This window comes from Flavobacterium amylolyticum (assembly GCF_048284335.1).
Taxonomy (GTDB): Bacteria; Bacteroidota; Bacteroidia; order Flavobacteriales; family Flavobacteriaceae; genus Flavobacterium.
Genome location: NZ_JBLVPG010000001.1, coordinates 861,209 through 880,461 on the forward strand (window position 1 = coordinate 861,209; position 19,253 = coordinate 880,461).

The window sequence follows — 19,253 nt, forward strand, 5'->3', positions numbered from 1 at the left end:
TAGAACTCTTACAGGGTTTCTTAACTTACGGAGCCGGATCAGGAATCACAGCTTGCACTTCATCAATTGCCCTAAGAATTTCATCCGAAAGGGATACTTGAATCGTATCAATATTTTCTTTTAATTGTTCCAATGTTGTGGCACCAATTATCGTACTGGTTACAAACGATTGTTGTTCTATGAAGGCCAAAGACAACTCCGTTAAAGTCAAGCCGTTTTTCTTGGCGATTTCCTGATACAATCGGGTTGCTTCAGTACTTTGTGGGCTGTTGTATCTGGAATACTGAGGAAACAACTTGATTCTAGCGTTGGGATGATTTTCGCCAGTAAGGAATTTACCAGACAAGACTCCAAAAGCCATTGGAGAATATGCCAATAAACCTACATTTTCTCTCAGGCAAATTTCAGCGGAACCATTTTCAAAAAGTCTATTCAATAACGAATATGGATTTTGAATCGTTTTTACTCTTGGAAGATTATTGTATTTACTTTCCTCCAGAAAACGCATGATACCCCAAGGATTTTCATTAGAGAGTCCGATATGCTTTATTTTTCCTTCTTTGACAAAACCATCTAATGTTTCTAACACGTTGTGAATATTATCTTCCCAAGCATCATCCTGCACTTTGAAACCACGTTGTCCAAAATAATTAGTTTTACGTTCCGGCCAATGCAACTGGTACACATCAATATAATCCGTTTGTAAGCGAAGTAGGCTTTGATCCAATGCAAATTTGATACTGGCTGCTGAGAAATCTAATTTTTCTCTCATGTATTCAAAACTAGGATTGGGTCCTGCAATTTTAGATGCTAAAACTATTTCTTCCCTTTTACCCGTTTTTTTAAACCAGCTTCCTAGAATTTTCTCTGTACTCCCATAAGTTTCCTGACGACCTGGAACCGAATACATCTCAGCGGTATCAAAGAAATTGACTCCGTTTTCTAATGCATAATCCATTTGGGCATGACCATCCGTTTCCGTATTTTGCTGCCCAAAAGTCATAGTTCCCAGGCAAATTTTGCTGACTTTTACATCCGTATTAGGTAAAGTAGTGTATTTCATTTTTTAAGTTTAAAGTTTTAGAATGGTAAAGGTACAACGGTATGCTCCAAAAGAAAAAGGTTCAAAAGTTAAATAACTTTTGAACCTTTTACCTGTTGGATTTTGGATCCTTAATTTATGTCTTTCAGCATGTCAGCAATTTCGTCTAGTCTAGGCGTAAGAATAATTTCGATTCTACGGTTTTTTGCTTTTCCTTCTGCAGTTGAATTACTTCCCAATGGCGAGAATTCTCCTCTTCCGGCAGCGGTAAGGCTTTGCTTATTGATTTTTTTGTTTTCACTTAAAATTGCTACGATTGCCGTAGCTCTTTTAGTCGATAAATCCCAGTTATCCGCAATTGGGCCAGAAGCCGAAAAAGCATCATCATCGGTGTGACCTTCAATAAGTACTGAGATTTCCGGATTGTCACCCAAGACTTTACCTACTTCAATAACTGCTTTTTTCCCTTCGGATCCTACAGCCCAGCTTCCTGAATCGAAAAGTAGTTTATTCTCCATAGAAACGTATACTTTCCCATTTTTTTGTTCTACTGTCAACCCTTTTCCTTCAAAACTATTCAAAGCATTCGACAGCGTTTCTTTTAATTTTCTCATGCTGGCCTCTTTCGCTACAATCAAATTTTCTAATTCTTGTAAACGCTGTGCGCTTTTGCTCAAACGTTCTTGTTCTAATGCCAGTGCTTTCCCTTTTTCGTCTAATTGTTCCAGCAAATCACGGTTTTTCTTCATGTTGCTTTGCAAAGCATCTCCACTATTTTTTTCTAAAGCAGCATAGGAATCTTCTAGTACTTTCAATTTATTTTGAGCCGCTGTGTAATCTGCTTTCAATTTATTCAGCTCGGATTTTGATTTGCTTAAATCTGATGTCAAACCATCACGATCAAGTTCCAATTGATTCTTGGTTTTTAATAAATCCGTGTTTTCATCTGCCATGCTTCTGTTTTCTTTTTTTAAATCGGCAAACTTACTTTCTAAATCATTGTATATTTTCTTGGATACACAAGAAGTTGAAAGTGCCAATACTATTAATGCGATGGAAAAATTTTTAATCATTGTTTAGGGTCTATTTATATTATTTCTTTTGTTGTTCGGAAAGCAAGAGTTCAAGTTATACTTGAATGCCTTAGCCCCGATAATAGTGAAAATCCTTTTTTTAGTTTTTTAACAAGAGAAAAGATCATTTCACCAAATCAATATTTTTTTTGGTACTCAGTGAATTTCATTTGTAATGATTAGCGCAACCCGAGCGAAGCAAACTAACGAAGTGAATAACTCCTGGAATTATTACTCTATTTCTACCAAAACAGGGCAATGATCTGAATGCACGGCATCTGATAGAATAACGGCTCTTTTAAGTTTATGTTTTAACGAATCACTGACTAAATTATAATCGATACGCCAGCCCTTATTGTTCCCTCTGGCCCCAGCGCGGTAACTCCACCACGAATACTGATGTGGTTCACTGTTGAAATGGCGGAAACTATCTACAAATCCGGATTTCATAAAGCCATCGAGCCATGATCTTTCCTGTGGCAAAAATCCGGAAACAGTTTTGTTTCGTACCGGATCATGAATGTCAATTGCTTCGTGGCAAATGTTATAATCCCCACAAATTATCAGGTTTGGGATTTCTTTTTTTAACTCATTGATGTAATTCTGAAAATCATCCATGAACATGAATTTATGATCCAATCGCTGGATATTAGTTCCAGACGGCAAATACAAACTCATAACGGAGAAATCATCGAAATCCACCCGAAGGGTTCGTCCTTCGAAATCCATGTGTTGAATTCCGGTTCCATGAACTACCTTGTTTGGTTTGATTTTAGACAAAATGGCCACGCCACTATATCCTTTTTTGGTGGCTGAATAATAATATTGGTACGGGTAACCCGCCTTTGTGATATCGTCAACTGGGATCTGGTCTTCAGTAGCTTTAATCTCCTGCAGACAAATAATATCCGGATTGGCGTGTTGCAACCAGTCAATAAATCCTTTTGAAATAGCAGCTCTGATTCCGTTGACGTTGTATGAAATAATTCTCATTAAAGTATTTTTTAGTGTTTTTTTCAAAAAACGATTGTTTGCCCAAGGGTATCAGGAACGCACTTTTTATTTTATGGAAAAAATTTATAGTGTTAGTATGTGGGTTTCAAATGTAATAAAAAAGTAGAAGTTTGATTCATAAAAACAGAGAAAATGGAGTTTTTTGCTATCTTTGTTTCTTGCTCTAAAAAGAAAAAATTCATGGGTTTAGTAACCGCCAAAGAAGTTGCAAAAGCAATAAATGTTGATAAGTATGGAGCTCTTGGAACTTTTTCCGGATGGGTACTGATGAAGGTGTTGAAAATTTCTACCTTAAATAAAGTATACAATAGAAATAAACATCTTAAAGATGTTGCCTTTTTGAATGCAATATTAGATGATCTACAAATAAAATTCGAAATTCCGGAAGAAGATTTAAAACGTTTACCAAAAGAAGGTGCTTACATTACAATTTCAAACCACCCTTTAGGAGGAATTGATGGAGTTTTACTATTGAAATTAATGCTCGAAAGAGAGCCTAATTTCAAAATTATTGCCAATTTCCTTTTACACCGAATCCGGCCTGTAAAAAAATACATCATGCCCGTAAATCCTTTTGAAAATCATAAAGATTCTAAATCGAGTGTGGTAGGAATAAAAGAAACGTTTCGCCATTTGAGTGATGGGAAACCATTGGGTATTTTTCCTGCTGGAGAAGTTTCAACGTATAAAGACGGTAAACTAATGGTGGACAAACCATGGGAAGAAGGCGCAATAAGAGTAATTCGAAAAGCTCAAGTACCGGTTGTTCCCATTTATTTCCATGCTAAAAATAGCCGATTGTTTTATTTACTTTCTAAAATCAGCGGTACGTTTAGAACGGCAAAGCTGCCTTCGGAAGTATTTAGCCAGAAACACCGGGTCATAAAAGTACGCATTGGCAAAGCTATTTCAGTTAATGAACAAAACGAACACGTATCCCTAGAGGAATATTCTGAATTCTTGAGAAAGAAAACATACATGCTGGCCAATCCTTTCGAAAAAGAAAGTAAATTACTAACGACTCCCAATTTAAAACTTCCAAAAAGTCCAAAGAAAATTGTAACTCCTGCCAATAGCGAGAAAATGATTGCAGAAGTTGCCGCTGCAAGACATAGCGATTGCCGACTTTTACAAAGTAAAAATTACGAGGTGTTCTTTACTGAAGCAGCTAAAATTCCAAATATTCTTCACGAAATTGGGCGACTTAGAGAAATTACTTTCCGGGAAGTAGGCGAAGGAACAAACGAATCTATTGATTTAGACAAGCACGATCAATATTACCACCACTTGTTTTTATGGGATAATGAAGCCAATAAAATTGCAGGGGCTTACCGAATGGGCCTAGGCTCCCAAATTTATCCAAAATACGGAATAAATGGTTTTTACCTCAACGATCTTTTTCGTTTTGAACCAGAATTACATGATATGATGCACAAATCCATAGAAATGGGACGCGCTTTCATTATTAAGGAATACCAACAAAAACCCATGCCGCTATTCTTGCTTTGGAAAGGAATTATGCACACCACATTGCGTTATCCCGAGCATAAATTTTTATTAGGAGGCGTGAGCATCAGCAATCAATTTTCTGATTTCTCAAAATCGCTGATGATTGAATTCATGAAATCAAATTATTATGACCCGTACATTGCACAATACATTCATCCCAAAAAAGCGTACAAAGTAAAACTAAAAGACGCCGATAAAGATTTCATTTTTAATGAAACCGAATCGGATTTGAATAAGTTTGATAAGATTATTGATGAATTAGAACCCGGAAGTTTGCGTTTGCCTGTTTTGATAAAAAAATACATCAAACAAAATGCAAAAGTGGTTGCTTTTAATGTCGATCCGTTATTTAACAATGCCGTTGATGGACTAATGTACATCCGGATTGCAGACATTCCGGAAAGTACAATGAAACCGGTTATGGAAGAATTTCAGAAAGAATTGGAACGTAAACTGAGTGAAAAAGAAGATTGATCTCCAGATTTCAAATTATGTAAAAATCCCGATCATGTCGAGATTTTTTATGCTTTAAAACCAAGCTTTTTTACCTACTTGATACGTCTGGTAAAATTCTTCATCTGATTTTGTTAAATATAGTATCCCCTCAATTATTCCTAATAAACCAGTTACTGTTCCACAGGTACACAAACTAATCACCAACCATATAATTCCTTCGGTGGTATAGCCTAAAAGGAATTTGTGTATCCCAAAAGGACCTAAAAGAATAGCAAGTAGCCCTGCTGCTAGTTTTTTATTATCTTTTTGAACCGGTCGCGGAGTATTCCATTCTTCAATTTTCGGGTTTTCCATAAATAAATTGTTACGAGGTTATTTTCAGTAGTTAAAAATATAAAAATTATTGAAATGCGGCATCAATTGGTTCCCAAAGTTCGATTTTATTTCCTTCAAAATCCAGAATCCAACCAAATTTACCATACTCATAAGACTCCATATCCCCTATAATTGTTACACCTTCTGCAGCTAATTTTTGCAATAAATTTTCTAAATCGTAAACTCTAAAATTTTGCATGAATTGTTTTTCACTTGGCGCAAAATAAGTCGTGTCAGTTGCAAACGGTGACCATTGAGTAGAACAATCATTTCCTTCGCGGTCTTTCCACCAAAAAGTGGAACCGTATTCATCCGTTTTTAATCCCAAGTATTTTTCATACCAAGCGACCAGTTCTTTTGGATTTTTTGATTTAAAAAAAAAACCGCCGATTCCTGTAACCCGTTTCTCCTGCTCCACAACTTTGGCTTGACCAAAATACTTTGCTTTAATTTTATCCACAATCACTTGTGCCAAGCGTTCCTGACTCTCGAATGTCCAACCCGCAATATGCGGACTCAAAATCACATTCTTGGCTTCTAATAAATATTGAAAAGCTTCCGGTGTATTTTTATCCTGAAACAATGTTTCAAACGACAATTTTTCATATTCCAAAACATCCAAACCTGCTCCCAATATTTTATTGGATCGCATCGCAGCAACTAAATCTGCAGTGACAATATTCTTTCCTCGTGAGGTATTGAAAATCCAAAAAGGTTTTGAAAATCCATTAATAAAATCAGCATCAACCATTTTATCGGTTTCTGGAGTCCATGGAATATGCAAACTTACTACATCTGCTTCTTGCTGAAATTCCGCTAATGAAACCTGCTTTGCATTAGCGTCGCCTACATGTTCCTGAATGTCATAACACACTACTTTTACATCAAAACCACGTAGTTTTTTAGCAAACGATTTTCCCATGTTGCCGTAGCCAATAATCCCCACCGTTTTTCCATCGAGTTCATGACCCCGGTTGCTTTCACGGTTCCAATGTCCGGAGCGTATTTCGCTATCGGCCTGATTTAATTTATTAAAAAGAGATAAAATCATCCCTAAAGTATGTTCAGCCACAGCGTTTCGATTTCCTTCTGGAGCTGCGATAAGCGTAATGTTTTTAGCTGTTGCGTACTCACAGTCAATACTTTCTAATCCGGCACCCACTCTAGCAATAAATTGTAGATTAGTGGCTTTGTCGAGAAATGTTTTGTCAATTTTAAAACGACTCCGAATTACAATTCCTTGATACTCGTGGATTTTGGTTTCAATTTCTTCTTTTGAGGAGGTAAAATCACTTTGATTTATAAAACCGGAATGCTGCAATTGATCCCAAAGTAGGGAATGATTACTATCGATATGAAGGATTTTGATGTCCATAAATGTGCTTTTTTTAATACTTCAAATTAACAAAAAAATTATGGTTTATTATTTTATCAAAGGGAATTAGCACATAAAATCGTAAATTAGCTTCCTGAATTTTTTATTACAAAGCGAATAAATGAAATAAATGAAAAGTCAAAAATGAAATTAACCAAAACTTTTAACGCTTTTTTCGAGAGCGAAAAATCCGGGGGACTCTTATTGCTTTTTGCAACGCTTTTTTCTCTTACAGTCGCCAATTCAACCTTTCAAACTGAATATATAGCTTTATGGGAAACCAATATTGGCAGTCATTCCATAACGCATTGGATCAATGACGGATTAATGACTATATTCTTCCTTTTAATTGGTTTAGAGTTAGAACGTGAGATATATCAAGGAGAATTATCCAGTATTAAAAATGCGGCTCTACCTATTTTTGGAGCCTTGGGGGGAATGATTGTGCCTGCCGGAATCTTTTTACTATTGAATTTTGGAACAACTACACAAAATGGAGCTGGAATCCCTATGGCCACTGATATTGCTTTTGCCATTGGCATCCTGTCCCTTATAGGAAATCGTGTCCCTACATCGCTTAAAGTATTCTTAACAGCACTCGCCGTAATCGATGATTTAGGCGCTATTATGGTAATTGCCGTATTTTACACTGACACTATTGCTTATGTAAATTTAGGTATCGCTTTTGTCATTATGGGTGGCTTGTTTATCCTGAACCGAAGAAAAGTACACAGCCTTATTCCTTATCTGATTGGTGGTGGTGCGATGTGGTATTTTATGCTAAATTCAGGTGTGCACGCAACGATAACGGGAGTATTATTGGCCTTTGTAATTCCGTTTGGCGATGGAGGTAAAAAAACTTCTTCGTATCGATTGCAGCATTTTTTACACAAACCGGTAGCGTTTTTTATTCTTCCTTTGTTTGCCATAGCGAATACTTGTATCGCCATAAATTCAGATTGGCATGAAGGATTGAATCATTCCAACACCATTGGAATTATACTGGGTCTCGTGGTAGGAAAACCACTTGGAATCTGGTTGTTTTCATTCCTTGCTGTTGGTTTAGGAATTTGTAGCTTGCCTAAAGACCTAAAGTGGAGCAGCATTCTGGGTGCAGGAATGCTGGGCGGAATAGGTTTTACGATGTCCATTTTCATAACATTGCTTGCCTTTAAAAACGATGGTGAAGAAGTCATAACTTTTTCAAAAATTGCAATTTTGGTTGCTTCCTTTATTGCTGGAACCATTGGTTTTTTATGGTTGAAATTTACCCTTAAAAAAAGTTAACGCTTTAACTTTTAGTCAATTTTATGGCAGATACTTAGATAGAAAGTCATAATCGTACAGACATACAATTTTATAAAGGATTTATAAAACAGCCTTTATAAATTGTATTGTTATTTCCTAAAAAGTATATCCTATTCCAACATGTAAATAGGGAATATATTGATTTCTATTATAAGCACCATCTACATTCTGCACATTACCATTAACTGAATTCTCTTTCAAATACACCACGCGATAGCCAAATCCTACCGCAGTTTCGTACGTAAAATGATTTCCTATGGATCGTTTTAAACCCCAAGTGGGAACAATAGCTAAATCAGCTGTTTTGGTTACGTTATCTGCCAAATTAATCACAAACCAGTCCGGATGATAACTAGTCCTGATTGAAATATAATTGCCACTATTATTAGCTGTTTTTTTACCTTTTGAATTCCTTTTTTCCAGATTGTAGTAATATCTTGGTTCTATTGTTAATACCGGTTGTAAAATAAAACCAGCGCCATCGTAATGATCTCCAACAGTAAAATCCTTTTCAATACCAATTTCACTTCGTAATACGATGCTATTTGACAACTTGGTTTCATTATTAAACCAAATTCCAGTATGTACTCCAAATCCGGTTTGTATTCCAAAAATTGTTTTTTCAACGGGTACTTCTTGTGCGTTTGCATTTAAATTGAATGCTAAAATCAGGACAGCTAATACTTTTTTCATGTAGTCTGTTTTTATTTTTTACTCTTTAACTTGATTGCTGTTTACTTATTAGTCCAATAATCAACTACCGTCACTTTCTCTGGAGCTGGATTCAAAACAGACACAAAAGCTTTATGATCCGGATGAATCAAATATGCATCTCTATCGGCTTCACTATTAAAAGTCAACACAAAACAATGGGTCAACCCGTTATTCAAGTTCTCAGGACTGCTATTGATCCCCCATTCATACGCTTTGATTAATGGGATTTTATGTTCCAAATTTCCAAAAGCAGTTACTACTTTATCAATTGTAGCAGCATCTGTACCGGCTTTCCAACCAAACATAACGACATGCTTAAGCAATTGTTTCTGCTTGCTTTGTTGAGCGTTTATAGTATAACTTGAAATTAAAATAAGTATTAAAAGCAGTAGTTTTTTCATAGTAGTTTTTTTCAAATATAAGATTTATTTGAGTGTATATACAAATATGAAATATCAATATTTGCGAAGCGTAAGTAAAAAAATCCTGTAATTTAGAGATGTTTTCGCAATTTATATCACGAAGAATTTATGAAATTATAAGCTTATCCCTTGATTTGTTTCAACGACGTTTTAATTCCTCGTATTAAGGACGAACTAAATCCGTGCATTTCCATTTCGTTCAATCCGGCAATTGTACAGCCTTGTGGAGTGGTGACACGGTCAATTAATTGTTCCGGGTGTACTTTTTCTTCCAGCAGCATTTCGGCAGCGCCTTTTACGGTTTGTGCCGAGATCGCTAATGCGGTTTGCCAGTCAAATCCTATTTCGATTCCGGCTTGCATCGAAGCACGAATGTATCGCAATGCAAAAGCAGTTCCGCTTGCCGCAAGAACCGTTGCAGCATCCATTAATTTTTCGTCAATTATAGGAGCGGTTCCCAAACTCTGAAAAAGGGAAACTACATCTTGAGCCTTCTCTTTATCTTTTTCGTGAAACGCAATACAGGTAGCCGATGCGCCAAACTGTGCTGCAATATTGGGCATGATTCGGATGGCACTATTAACAGTACCTATTTTGTTTTGTAAATTTTCTATCGATAAGCCACTTACGGCTGAAGCAATAATTTTATTGGAAACTACCGGAAGGATTTCGGCTAAAACGGTAGCAACTTGGTACGGTTTTATGGTCAAAATAATGACATCGGCTTCCTGAATCTGGTGGATATTATTCGTAGAAACCGTAGCGCCTAATTTTTCAAGATATAGGATGCTGGATGTGTTTCTTCGGGTAATTGCGACTTGATTTTCTGGAGAAAATTTCAAGAGTCCTAGTGCGATAGAAACCCCTAAGTTTCCCCCGCCAATGATGTGTACTTTCATGCTGGTTGTGGTTTTCCTCTCCCCAACCCTCTCCAAAGGAGAAGGAGCCAATATATGGGAAAGTGTTAGTCTTTATTATATCTTTTAAATTCTTTTATATAAATTCGAATCTAATTTATTTTTTATTGTCTTATTTTTTATTCCGTTTTACTTTACAAAAAATTAAAATAACGTTTTCAAATTGTCTTACAATTTCTTTCCTCTTTGTTTTCTTCTTAGTCCTTTCTTAAAATCCTAAAATCATTTTTGCTATCGAAAAATAAATCAAAATTCCGCAAATATCATTACTGGTAGTGATGAATGGCCCTGTTGCTAACGCGGGGTCAATCCCAAATTTATCCAGTAATAATGGTATAAAAGTCCCTATTAACGAGGCAATAATGATTACTGACATCAATGCAATGGTCACAATAATCCCAATAATGAATTCGACATTCAACAGAAAATGACTTCCTAAAAATAATATCGTAGCCAGAATCACTCCGTTTAATAAACTCAGCGAAACTTCTTTTATCAATCTGTTAAATAGAGATCCGCTCAAAGTATTGTTTGCCAAACCTTGCACAATAATTGCCGATGATTGTACCCCAACATTTCCTGCCATTGCGGCTATAAGTGGTGTAAAAAAGAATAAATTACCGTGTTGAAGCATGGCTCCTTCAAACAACCCCAACACTCTTACGGTGATGAATCCCCCCAAAAGCGCCAAAACCAACCAAGGCAATCGTGCTTTTGTATGCTCAAAGATGCTGTCATCCGCTTCAACGTCCTGAGAGATACCCGCCGCTAATTGATAATCCTGATCGGCTTCGTCCTTGATTACGTCTACAATGTCGTCAATGGTGATTCGGCCCACTAATCGCCCTAATTCGTCTACTACCGGGATGGCTTCTAAATCGTATTTTTGCATGATTCGGGCCACCTCCACATCTTCGGTATCTACTTTTACGGAATTCAATTTTCGAATGTAAACATCACTTACCGGAGTTCTAGAAGAAGTGGTCAATAGATCCTTTAATGACAAACGCCCTTTCAAGCGGTCTTCATCATCCACCACATAAATCGAGTGGACTCTGGAGATGTTTTCGGCCTGAATTCGCATTTCTTTCACACAAGTAAGCACATTCCAATTTTCGTTGACCTTAACCAATTCCTTGTGCATGATTCCGCCAGCGGTATCTTCGTCATAACGCAATAAGTCCACAATATCTTTTGCATGCTCCACATCCAGAAGTTCGGATATTACTTCCGCTTTCAAATCTTGTGAAAGCTCTGCAATAATATCAGCGGCATCATTGGTTTCCAGCTCATCTAACTCTTCCGCAATTTCTTTTGGCGAAAGCCTGCTTAAAATATTCTCTCGCAAATCATCTTCTAGTTCCAGAAGAATTTCTGCGGTTTTTTCACTATCTAATACTTTAAAAATATAAGTCGCTTCATTAAAATCAAGCTCATCCAGAATTTCCGCAATATCAGCGTGGTGCATATCATTCAATAACACTTCCAGTTGCTGGTCGTTTTTATTTTGAATGAGTTGCTCTAATTCCTGAATTAATTCTTTGCTGATTTTAAACTCCATCGGCTTCTATTTTTTGGGTAAGTGCTATAAATTGCTCCACATTTAGTTGTTCTGGTCGAAGGTTGAAAATTTCATCTTCTCTCAAACTATCCGATAAATTTAATGTTTTTAAACTATTGCGTAACGTCTTGCGCCGTTGTTGAAAAGCTGTTTTTACTACGGTAAAAAACAATTTTTCACCGCAAGGCAAACTGTAATCCTTCTTTCTGCGCAAACGTAAAACACCTGATTTTACTTTTGGTGGCGGAATAAATACCGTTTCATCTACTGTAAATAAATACTCTGCATCATAAAAAGCCTGAACTAATACCGATAGAATTCCATAGGCTTTTGTTCCCTTTTTTTCACAAATGCGTTGTGCTACTTCTTTCTGGAACATTCCTGCAAATTCTGGAATTTGATCTCGGTATTCCAAGGCTCTAAATACTATTTGTGTCGAAATATTATATGGAAAATTACCAATTATTGCAAATTGTTTCCCTTCGAAAATATCGTTGATGTTGTATTTCAAGAAATCTTTAGAAATGATTCTGTCTTTTAATTTCGGATAATTTTGATCCAAATACGTCACTGATTCCGTATCGATTTCAATAACGTAGGTATTAACTGGTTTGTCTAACAAATATTTTGTTAAAACACCCATTCCAGGACCTATCTCTAATACATCATTATATCCTTCTAAGTTCAAGGTGTCAGCAATGTCTTTAGCAATGCTTTCGTCTTTCAAGAAATGTTGTCCGAGGTGTTTTTTGGCTGTTACTTTTTCCATGTTTGTTTCTTTTTTTGCCACGAAGGCACAAAGGCGTAAAGTGTTTTTATTTGTTTTTTTTAATTGGAAGTCGCAATTTCCCACTTCATGATTCATTATTCCCAAACTGAATATTGAATACTTTTTTAATAATCCGCTATCAATTCCAATTCTGTTCTAAAAGCAAGCATTTTGTCTCCAAATAACTTCAATCCTTCTTCACGAAAAGCCGGTGCATCTTCTTGGTAGTATTTCTCCAAAGTTTCTTTGCTCTCTGTGGCATATTGAACAGAATACGTTACGCCGCCCATTTCCTCTTCAATTAAAACGCGGACCATTCTTGCCGAAGAGAATTTCCCAGTAGCCAAAATTTCTGGAATGTGTTTGTGTTGCATCCAGATCATCCATTGGTCGTGCACGCTTTCGTGTATGTTTGTAGTAACGTTGTATAGTATCATTATGTAATTTTTAACTGTTGATTGGATTAATCGACGAGACAATTAACCGATTATCCTTTTTTATAAATTAGTATCGCCTCGTAATTGCCTGAATTTCTTTCTGGCTTCTACAAAATAAATACTGTCCTGATGATGAAACAATACCTTTTCATATAATGGCTTCGCTTTCTCTGATAACAATTGCTTGTTATAAATTTCTGCCGAAAAATACAATGCTTCGTCTACGTAAATTCCGTCAGCATGCTGGTCTATAATTATTTGGTACTGGCCTAAAGCCAAACCAAAATCACCTTGTTTTTCATATATTTTCCCTAATCGCAACAAAGTTACAGCCTCAATTTCTTGCCCTTTGTAGTTCTTTAAAATGCTTTGAAACTGTGCTATAGCTTCCTGATTTCTCTTTTGAAACCGCAAATAATCCCCTTTAGCAAATTGTTTAAGAGCCGTTTGCGACGTATCAGCAACAGTATTGTCATTAATCAAAAGAAAATATTCCAACGCATCATTAGCGATCAACTGTGTATTCGCTGATTTCAATTCCTTAAACTGTTTCAAAGCCCACGCAAAATCAGTTTTGAAATAACTCGTTTTAGCCGCTTTCAAACTGGCTTCATGCGCCACTACATCATTCTTTAAATCCATTTCAATTTGCGAATAATAGAGCAAAGCTTGGTTGAACTTTTCTTCATACAGTAAAATATCTGCCAACTCCATTTTGGCCTTCGCCATTTCATAATCATTCAATTGTAATTCCAGCGCTTTCTTGACTATTAACTTTCCTTCTTCTGGTTTTTTTAAGTTAAATGCCGTGAAGTGTGCCTGAATCAGCTGCAAAGATAAGGTAAAAGGACTTATCCCGAATTGTTTCAACAAATCGTCTAATGCCGTGCTGATGGCTGCAAAATCTTTTTCTGATGCTTTTTCAATTTTCATCGTTAGTACATAGGAATTCGCTTGGATAAGCAGTTCTAAATCTTGTGTGTTTTGCAATACAAACCCTAAGATTTCCTTTGCTGCATCCTCATTCTCTTCTTCAATTGCCAATTGTCCTAAATTTACAATCATAGCAAGCGATTCAGGATTGCGTTTGTAAATGGCTTTTTCCTGAATAAAGGCTTTTTCAAATTCTTTCTGTTGTACGTAAAACCAACTCAAATAATGATTCCAAAACAGATCTTGATTTCTCTGAGTTCTTACAATAAGCGCCTTTCGTAATATTTCATTGAAGTTAGCGTCACCTTCATCAACCATAAAACGAACCAGTTGATTTTGGATTCTAATGGAATTTTGAGGATTGGCATACGCCTCATCCAGAAACGTAGAAATCATCATTTCTATATTGGACAATTGACCGTAAAGCAATCCTATTTGATAATTAAAATTAAAATTAGGGTCAACTTCTACAGCAGTTTTATAGGATGTCAACGCATATTCGAGCAACACTTTTCTCTCAAAAGCGTTTGAAATTCCGTACACATCATTTGGATTTTTTTTGATACGATCTAGCGCCTGTTCGTAGTAAATTTTGGCTTTAACGTCATTTTTTTGCAACTGAAAATTGTATCCTAATTCTACCAGAAGATTCCCTTGGTTGTACTTCTCAAATAGTTCTTGAATGGCTTTTTGAGCACTCTCAAACTGTTGTAATTGCTGGTAACAATCAATTGTTCTTAGGAAATACTGTGAATTTTGTGGAATCTCTTGGAGCAACTCTTCGTAACTGATTTTTGCTTTTTCAAAATCGCCTTTATCATAATAATACTGCGCCAATTGTTCGTTTTGAGCAAACGCAAATAGCGATAAAAACAGGTGTATTAAGAGAACGATTTTTTTCATTTTTATCTGTTTTTCTAATTCAGATTTGGGTTTTAGAATACACATTCGTGTCTTTACTCATTTCCCTTTTTAATCCATTTTCCAACTTCCGGCGCCGTGTAATTTTCCATTTTGTTCAGCAATTCTTCCGCATCATCACTGACTAAAATCATCTTTTGATTGATTTCTTTTAAAAAACCGTTATCGACCATTTTTTGAATGAATTTCAATAATAAATCATAAAATCCATCAACGTTTAGAATCCCAATGGGTTTTTTATGAAGTCCGAGTTGCCCCCACGTCAGCATTTCGAAAAACTCCTCTAAAGTTCCAAATCCACCAGGCAGTGCAATTACGCCATCGCTTAATTCATTCATTTTGGTTTTTCTTTCGTGCATGCTTTCTACAATAATTAATTCGGTCAAATTATCGTGAGCCACCTCTTTAGACATCAAAAAACGAGGTAAAACACCAAATACGTTTCCGTTTTCACTCAAAACACCGTCAGCAACCGCACCCATTAAACCAACTTTTGCTCCACCGTAAACCAAATCAATGTGTTTCTTAGCCATTGTCTGTCCCAGTACTATCGCTTGAAGCTCATGATTTTTTTCATTCCCAAAACTGGAACCACAAAACACCGTAATTCTTTTCATCAACAAAATATTTTTCAGTAGTATTTTGACTAATTGATACTATCAAACCCACAATACGGACGTAAAACTTCTGGTATTACGATTCCTTCCGGAGTTTGGTAATTTTCTAAAATTCCAGCCAAAACTCTTGGCAAAGCCAATGAACTTCCGTTTAAAGTATGTGCTAATTGGTTTTTTCCGTCTTTGTCTTTGAAACGTAATTTCAAACGATTCGCTTGAAAAGTCTCAAAATTAGAAACCGAACTGATTTCTAACCAACGGTCTTGCGCGGTAGAAAACACTTCGAAATCATAGGTCAAAGCTGCTGTGAAACCCATATCGCCGCCACAAAGACGCAATATTCTATAGGGTAATTTCAATTCCTGAAGTATATTTTTAACGTGTTCCACCATTCCGTCCAAAGCTTCATACGATTTATCTGGATGCTCTACACGAACGATTTCCACTTTATCAAATTGATGCAAACGGTTTAATCCACGTACGTGAGCCCCATAAGAACCTGCTTCTCTACGGAAACATGGCGTGTACGCCGTAGTTAAAACTGGTAATTCATTTTCGTTCAGGATTACATCACGAAACAAATTCGTTACTGGAACCTCAGCCGTTGGAATTAAGTATAAATCATCTGTTTTATCATGGTACATCTGCCCTTCTTTGTCCGGCAATTGTCCCGTTCCATAAGCTGATGCTTCGTTTACCATATGTGGAACCTGAACTTCGTTATATCCGGCCGCGGTATTTTTATCCAAGAAATAATTGATTAAAGCGCGTTGTAACTTGGCTCCTTTTCCTTTATACACCGGAAATCCTGCTCCCGCTATTTTCACTCCCAATTCAAAATCAATGATATCGTATTTTTTTACCAGTTCCCAATGCGGTTGTGCGCCTTCGTGCAAAACTGGAATTTCCCCTTCTTCAAAAACGTTTAAGTTTTCCTCCGGTGTTTTCCCAACAGGAACACTATCAGCCGGAAGATTGGGTAACGTATATAATTTCTCTAAAAGTGTTGCGGCAAGTACATCCGCAGTTTCGGCTAATTTCTTGCTTTTTTCTTTTAATAAAACTGTTTTTTCTTTTAAGATTGCGGCTTTAGATTTCTCTCCAGCTTTCATCAATTCTCCAATATCTTTAGATAATTTATTAGATTCGGATAAAATTCCGTCTAACTCTACTTGCGTAGCGCGACGTTTTTCATCCAGTTGTACCACTTCTTCAACAACACTCGTAGCATCGATGTTTCTCTTTGCCAAAGCGGTGATTACTTTTTCTTGATTCTCTCTAATAAATGCGATTTGTAACATAGTTGATTTTTTTAACGCTAACTTTTATAATAATGAAAGCAAATTTAAGGAAATGTTTGGTAGAAATGAGGGAAAGTTTGTCCAAAAGTCGCAAGTCTTAATGCCTTAAAGTCAAATGCAGCGATTATTACCCGATTAGTATTGCATGTGATTTACAATCAATCGAATAAAGTCAGCAACCAACTAAACGCAATAAGAATGAGACTTTAAGACTTGCGACTTTTGACTTTAGATTAGTCTCTTTTAATCTCATGCCCTACAAATTCTTCTAAAGTGGCAAACATGTCGTCTACTGAAAGGACTTCGAAATCTGGGTGTGTTTTAAGAAAATCAGCATTCAACGTAACCAGATTTTCTTCTATTTCGAAAAAAGCGTCGTTGTTGAGTAAATCTCGAATAGGATTTACGCCTTCCAATTTTCCTTTTAGGAATTTATTCAGCTTAACACTGCTCATTAATTTTACTTTTTTGGATTGCTGTTGGAACAATTCCAACTGTTTTTCGGCGCCAATCAATGCCAAACCTTCTTCAATCAATTCGTTTAGTTCTTTATCCCAACCCGAATTGTGTACAAACTGAGCAAAATTTCCTTCGGTATATTGCGACGTATAATAATCTAAATAATAACTCATTATAGCATCCTCATGAATCAAATCATCGTTCACGCCTTCCTCACGCATTAAGTTGATTACCGAAATATTAGAGTGAATTACATCTTGGAGATTTTCACTGTTCATTGCAGTTTCTGAAATAATTATTCTACCGAATTCCATAGGTTTTGTATTTGAATATTTGCTGCAAATTTCCGTTAAATTAAAACAGAAATGAAATACAATGCGATTTATATGCTATCAGATTCATTACTATTCTTTTTCTGATTCATTTTTGTAACCAAAGCTTTCAAACGTGCAGCTTTTTCTTTTTTTTCTTCTTGAAGTTTAGTCTTTTTCCGATTTAGCAATTTGGTATGTAAAGCCTTATTTTTGGTGTTCTTTTCGGGTCCTTTTGGCATGATTTATACACTACTTTATTTACGGTTACAAATTTAAAAAAAGCCACATTAAAAATGCAGCTTTCCTAATTGATGTGTTATTGATAAAACTTTATTAAGTTAGTTTTTAATCTTTTGTTCAAAATCCACTTCCATTTGTGGCGGAATTCTTTTCTTTAAAAATAAAATCTGCCCTAAATGACTGGATTGATGTTCCATAACATGAAACCAACAGTATTGATTAGTCCAGTCATAACGAGGTTGCACCTTAGCAAACCAAGCATCATCTCTCTTTTTTAGCTCAGCTATCGTTTTTGCTCTAACTTCATTGTAAATACTTAAATAATACTGAATGTCATGACCTTTAAAAACATCTCGACCGCCCTCATCTAAATCTAAAGCTGCCTCCCATTTTTTCTTTTCTTCAGCATTAAAATCTCTGTTTTCAAAAGTAAAAACCTGATAATAGGCTTCTGCTGCAGCCAAATGCAATACTAAAGCCCCAATTCTATTTGCCTCTTTGTCATGCAAATAATCAGTTTCGTACTGGCTCATATTTTTTACTGCTTCCTCTACACGATCTTTCAGATCTTCAAGCATTGATATCATCGCTCCAATTTGCGGAGAAGCACCTTCAATATTTCCAATTTTTCCAGTTTCTTTAAATTTTATGCCACTCCCTTCCAGTAGCAAACTAGCAACACCGTCTTTTCTATCTTTTTCAGAAGTAATTTTATACTCTTTAACTTTAACCATTTGGTTATTTTCAATTCCTAAATTCCATTTTGGGATTTCATTATTTTTAGATTGCATTTCAAAACTTGAATTAGGAATTTGTACCGATACTAAAATTCCTTTATCGTTTTCAATATATAATTCAAATTTATCAAAATAGAATTTTCCATTATACATAGACAAACCACCAAAACTTAATGATTTTGAATTAGCGTCAATCTTTCCTTCAACGGTGTATGACTGCCACTCATTTGTTTTAATATGCCGATCACTCATATTATCAAAAAAACCACGTTCATCATCTCGTCTATCTACTCTAGCCCAAACACCTGCCCAAGCATTTGAATCTTGTGTATCGACTTTTACAAAAGCAACCACTTTAAATTTTTTGGGTGTTGCTGTCTGAACATCAATTGTTTGATTGAAAGAAGTCCACTCTCGAGAAACTTCTTTTTGAGTTTGGGAATGGGCAGAAAAGGTGCTTAAAAATAGTAACAGTATTGTTGTTGTTTTCATCTTATAAATTGTTAAATTTAATTATAGGCGCTTAGATTTAAAATACTTTAATAAAAAAAATGTAAATATAATACTATTTTCTAGAGTGCTATAAATTCCTATTCTTAAGTTTTTCAATCTTTCAGTATTGTTAATTAACTAAATATGCTTCTCTTAAAAAGTTGTCGCAATACGATTTCTTAGCCCCGATAGCAGTCAAAATCCTTTCTATTTTTCCTTTAAAAATAGAAAGATTGCAACGGATACCGGGAAATTGCTTCAAATAAA

The 19,253-nt window shown here is 35.8% G+C and carries 18 protein-coding genes and 1 pseudogene; 2 read left to right on the top strand and 17 right to left on the bottom strand.

The window, feature by feature from the left end; genetic code table 11:
- Window positions 1-25 precede the first annotated feature (25 nt).
- From ACNQF9_RS03835 to ACNQF9_RS03845, 3 genes are all read right to left on the bottom strand, one after another.
- Window positions 26-1,063: an aldo/keto reductase gene (locus tag ACNQF9_RS03835; RefSeq protein ID WP_417958925.1), complete on the bottom strand. Its 1,038-nt coding sequence runs from the start codon at window positions 1,061-1,063 to the stop codon at window positions 26-28.
- 110 nt (window positions 1,064-1,173) lie between these two features.
- The gene (locus tag ACNQF9_RS03840) at window positions 1,174-2,115 is read right to left on the bottom strand and encodes an OmpA/MotB family protein (RefSeq protein WP_417958926.1); all 942 of its coding nucleotides are present in this window, start codon (window positions 2,113-2,115) and stop codon (window positions 1,174-1,176) included.
- Window positions 2,116-2,346: 231 nt separating this feature from the next.
- Window positions 2,347-3,108, bottom strand: a complete 762-nt coding sequence (locus ACNQF9_RS03845) for an exodeoxyribonuclease III (protein ID WP_417958927.1) — start codon at window positions 3,106-3,108, stop codon at window positions 2,347-2,349.
- A 201-nt stretch (window positions 3,109-3,309) separates the two neighbouring features.
- Between ACNQF9_RS03845 and ACNQF9_RS03850 the strand changes: the two genes are divergently transcribed.
- Entirely contained in the window at window positions 3,310-5,112 is a 1,803-nt protein-coding gene (locus tag ACNQF9_RS03850) for a GNAT family N-acyltransferase (RefSeq protein ID WP_417959397.1), read from the top strand.
- A 54-nt stretch (window positions 5,113-5,166) separates the two neighbouring features.
- On the opposite strand, the gene ACNQF9_RS03855 is transcribed toward ACNQF9_RS03850, so the two are convergent.
- Window positions 5,167-5,448, bottom strand: a complete 282-nt coding sequence (locus ACNQF9_RS03855; RefSeq protein ID WP_417958928.1) for a TM2 domain-containing protein — start codon at window positions 5,446-5,448, stop codon at window positions 5,167-5,169.
- Between the two features lie 457 nt (window positions 5,449-5,905).
- Window positions 5,906-6,844 (bottom strand): annotated as a pseudogene (locus tag ACNQF9_RS03860) (2-hydroxyacid dehydrogenase); the annotation flags it as partial.
- 144 nt (window positions 6,845-6,988) lie between these two features.
- Between ACNQF9_RS03860 and nhaA the strand changes: the two are divergent.
- Window positions 6,989-8,131 (top strand): Na+/H+ antiporter NhaA, encoded by a 1,143-nt coding sequence (nhaA, locus tag ACNQF9_RS03865; RefSeq protein WP_417958929.1) that lies wholly within the window; start codon window positions 6,989-6,991, stop codon window positions 8,129-8,131.
- Between the two features lie 117 nt (window positions 8,132-8,248).
- Here nhaA and ACNQF9_RS03870 read toward each other — a convergent pair whose 3' ends face one another.
- The 12 genes from ACNQF9_RS03870 to ACNQF9_RS03925 all read right to left on the bottom strand — a co-directional run bounded on the left by ACNQF9_RS03870 (window position 8,249) and on the right by ACNQF9_RS03925 (window position 18,986).
- On the bottom strand, window positions 8,249-8,845 hold the full coding sequence (locus tag ACNQF9_RS03870; RefSeq protein WP_417958930.1) for a hypothetical protein: 597 nt from the start codon (window positions 8,843-8,845) through the stop codon (window positions 8,249-8,251).
- Window positions 8,846-8,886: 41 nt separating this feature from the next.
- Window positions 8,887-9,267 carry a Dabb family protein gene (locus ACNQF9_RS03875; RefSeq protein ID WP_417958931.1) on the bottom strand — a complete coding sequence of 127 codons (381 nt, stop codon included), beginning with the start codon at window positions 9,265-9,267 and terminating at the stop codon, window positions 8,887-8,889.
- A gap of 143 nt (window positions 9,268-9,410) precedes the next feature.
- Window positions 9,411-10,187, bottom strand: coding sequence for a pyrroline-5-carboxylate reductase (gene proC, locus ACNQF9_RS03880; protein ID WP_417958932.1), 777 nt, complete (start codon window positions 10,185-10,187; stop codon window positions 9,411-9,413).
- A 226-nt stretch (window positions 10,188-10,413) separates the two neighbouring features.
- Window positions 10,414-11,766 carry a magnesium transporter gene (gene mgtE, locus ACNQF9_RS03885; RefSeq protein ID WP_417958933.1) on the bottom strand — a complete coding sequence of 451 codons (1,353 nt, stop codon included), beginning with the start codon at window positions 11,764-11,766 and terminating at the stop codon, window positions 10,414-10,416.
- Window positions 11,756-12,535, bottom strand: a complete 780-nt coding sequence (gene rsmA, locus ACNQF9_RS03890; RefSeq protein WP_417958934.1) for a 16S rRNA (adenine(1518)-N(6)/adenine(1519)-N(6))-dimethyltransferase RsmA — start codon at window positions 12,533-12,535, stop codon at window positions 11,756-11,758. Before rsmA ends, mgtE begins: the two co-directional genes overlap by 11 nt.
- Before the next feature lie 125 nt (window positions 12,536-12,660).
- Complete coding sequence (locus tag ACNQF9_RS03895) at window positions 12,661-12,972, bottom strand: DUF4286 family protein (protein WP_091203236.1); 312 nt, start codon at window positions 12,970-12,972, stop codon at window positions 12,661-12,663.
- Between the two features lie 60 nt (window positions 12,973-13,032).
- Window positions 13,033-14,808, bottom strand: coding sequence for a tetratricopeptide repeat protein (locus tag ACNQF9_RS03900; RefSeq protein WP_417958935.1), 1,776 nt, complete (start codon window positions 14,806-14,808; stop codon window positions 13,033-13,035).
- Window positions 14,809-14,861: 53 nt separating this feature from the next.
- Entirely contained in the window at window positions 14,862-15,443 is a 582-nt protein-coding gene (locus tag ACNQF9_RS03905) for an LOG family protein (RefSeq protein ID WP_417958936.1), read from the bottom strand.
- A 29-nt stretch (window positions 15,444-15,472) separates the two neighbouring features.
- The gene (serS, locus tag ACNQF9_RS03910) at window positions 15,473-16,744 is read right to left on the bottom strand and encodes a serine--tRNA ligase (protein ID WP_417958937.1); all 1,272 of its coding nucleotides are present in this window, start codon (window positions 16,742-16,744) and stop codon (window positions 15,473-15,475) included.
- A 233-nt stretch (window positions 16,745-16,977) separates the two neighbouring features.
- On the bottom strand, window positions 16,978-17,517 hold the full coding sequence (locus ACNQF9_RS03915; RefSeq protein WP_417958938.1) for a DMP19 family protein: 540 nt from the start codon (window positions 17,515-17,517) through the stop codon (window positions 16,978-16,980).
- 68 nt (window positions 17,518-17,585) lie between these two features.
- A complete protein-coding gene (locus tag ACNQF9_RS03920; protein ID WP_417958939.1) occupies window positions 17,586-17,756 on the bottom strand; it encodes a hypothetical protein in 171 nt (56 codons plus the stop codon).
- 99 nt (window positions 17,757-17,855) lie between these two features.
- Window positions 17,856-18,986, bottom strand: coding sequence for a DinB family protein (locus ACNQF9_RS03925; RefSeq protein WP_417989679.1), 1,131 nt, complete (start codon window positions 18,984-18,986; stop codon window positions 17,856-17,858).
- Between the last annotated feature and the right edge of the window lie 267 nt (window positions 18,987-19,253).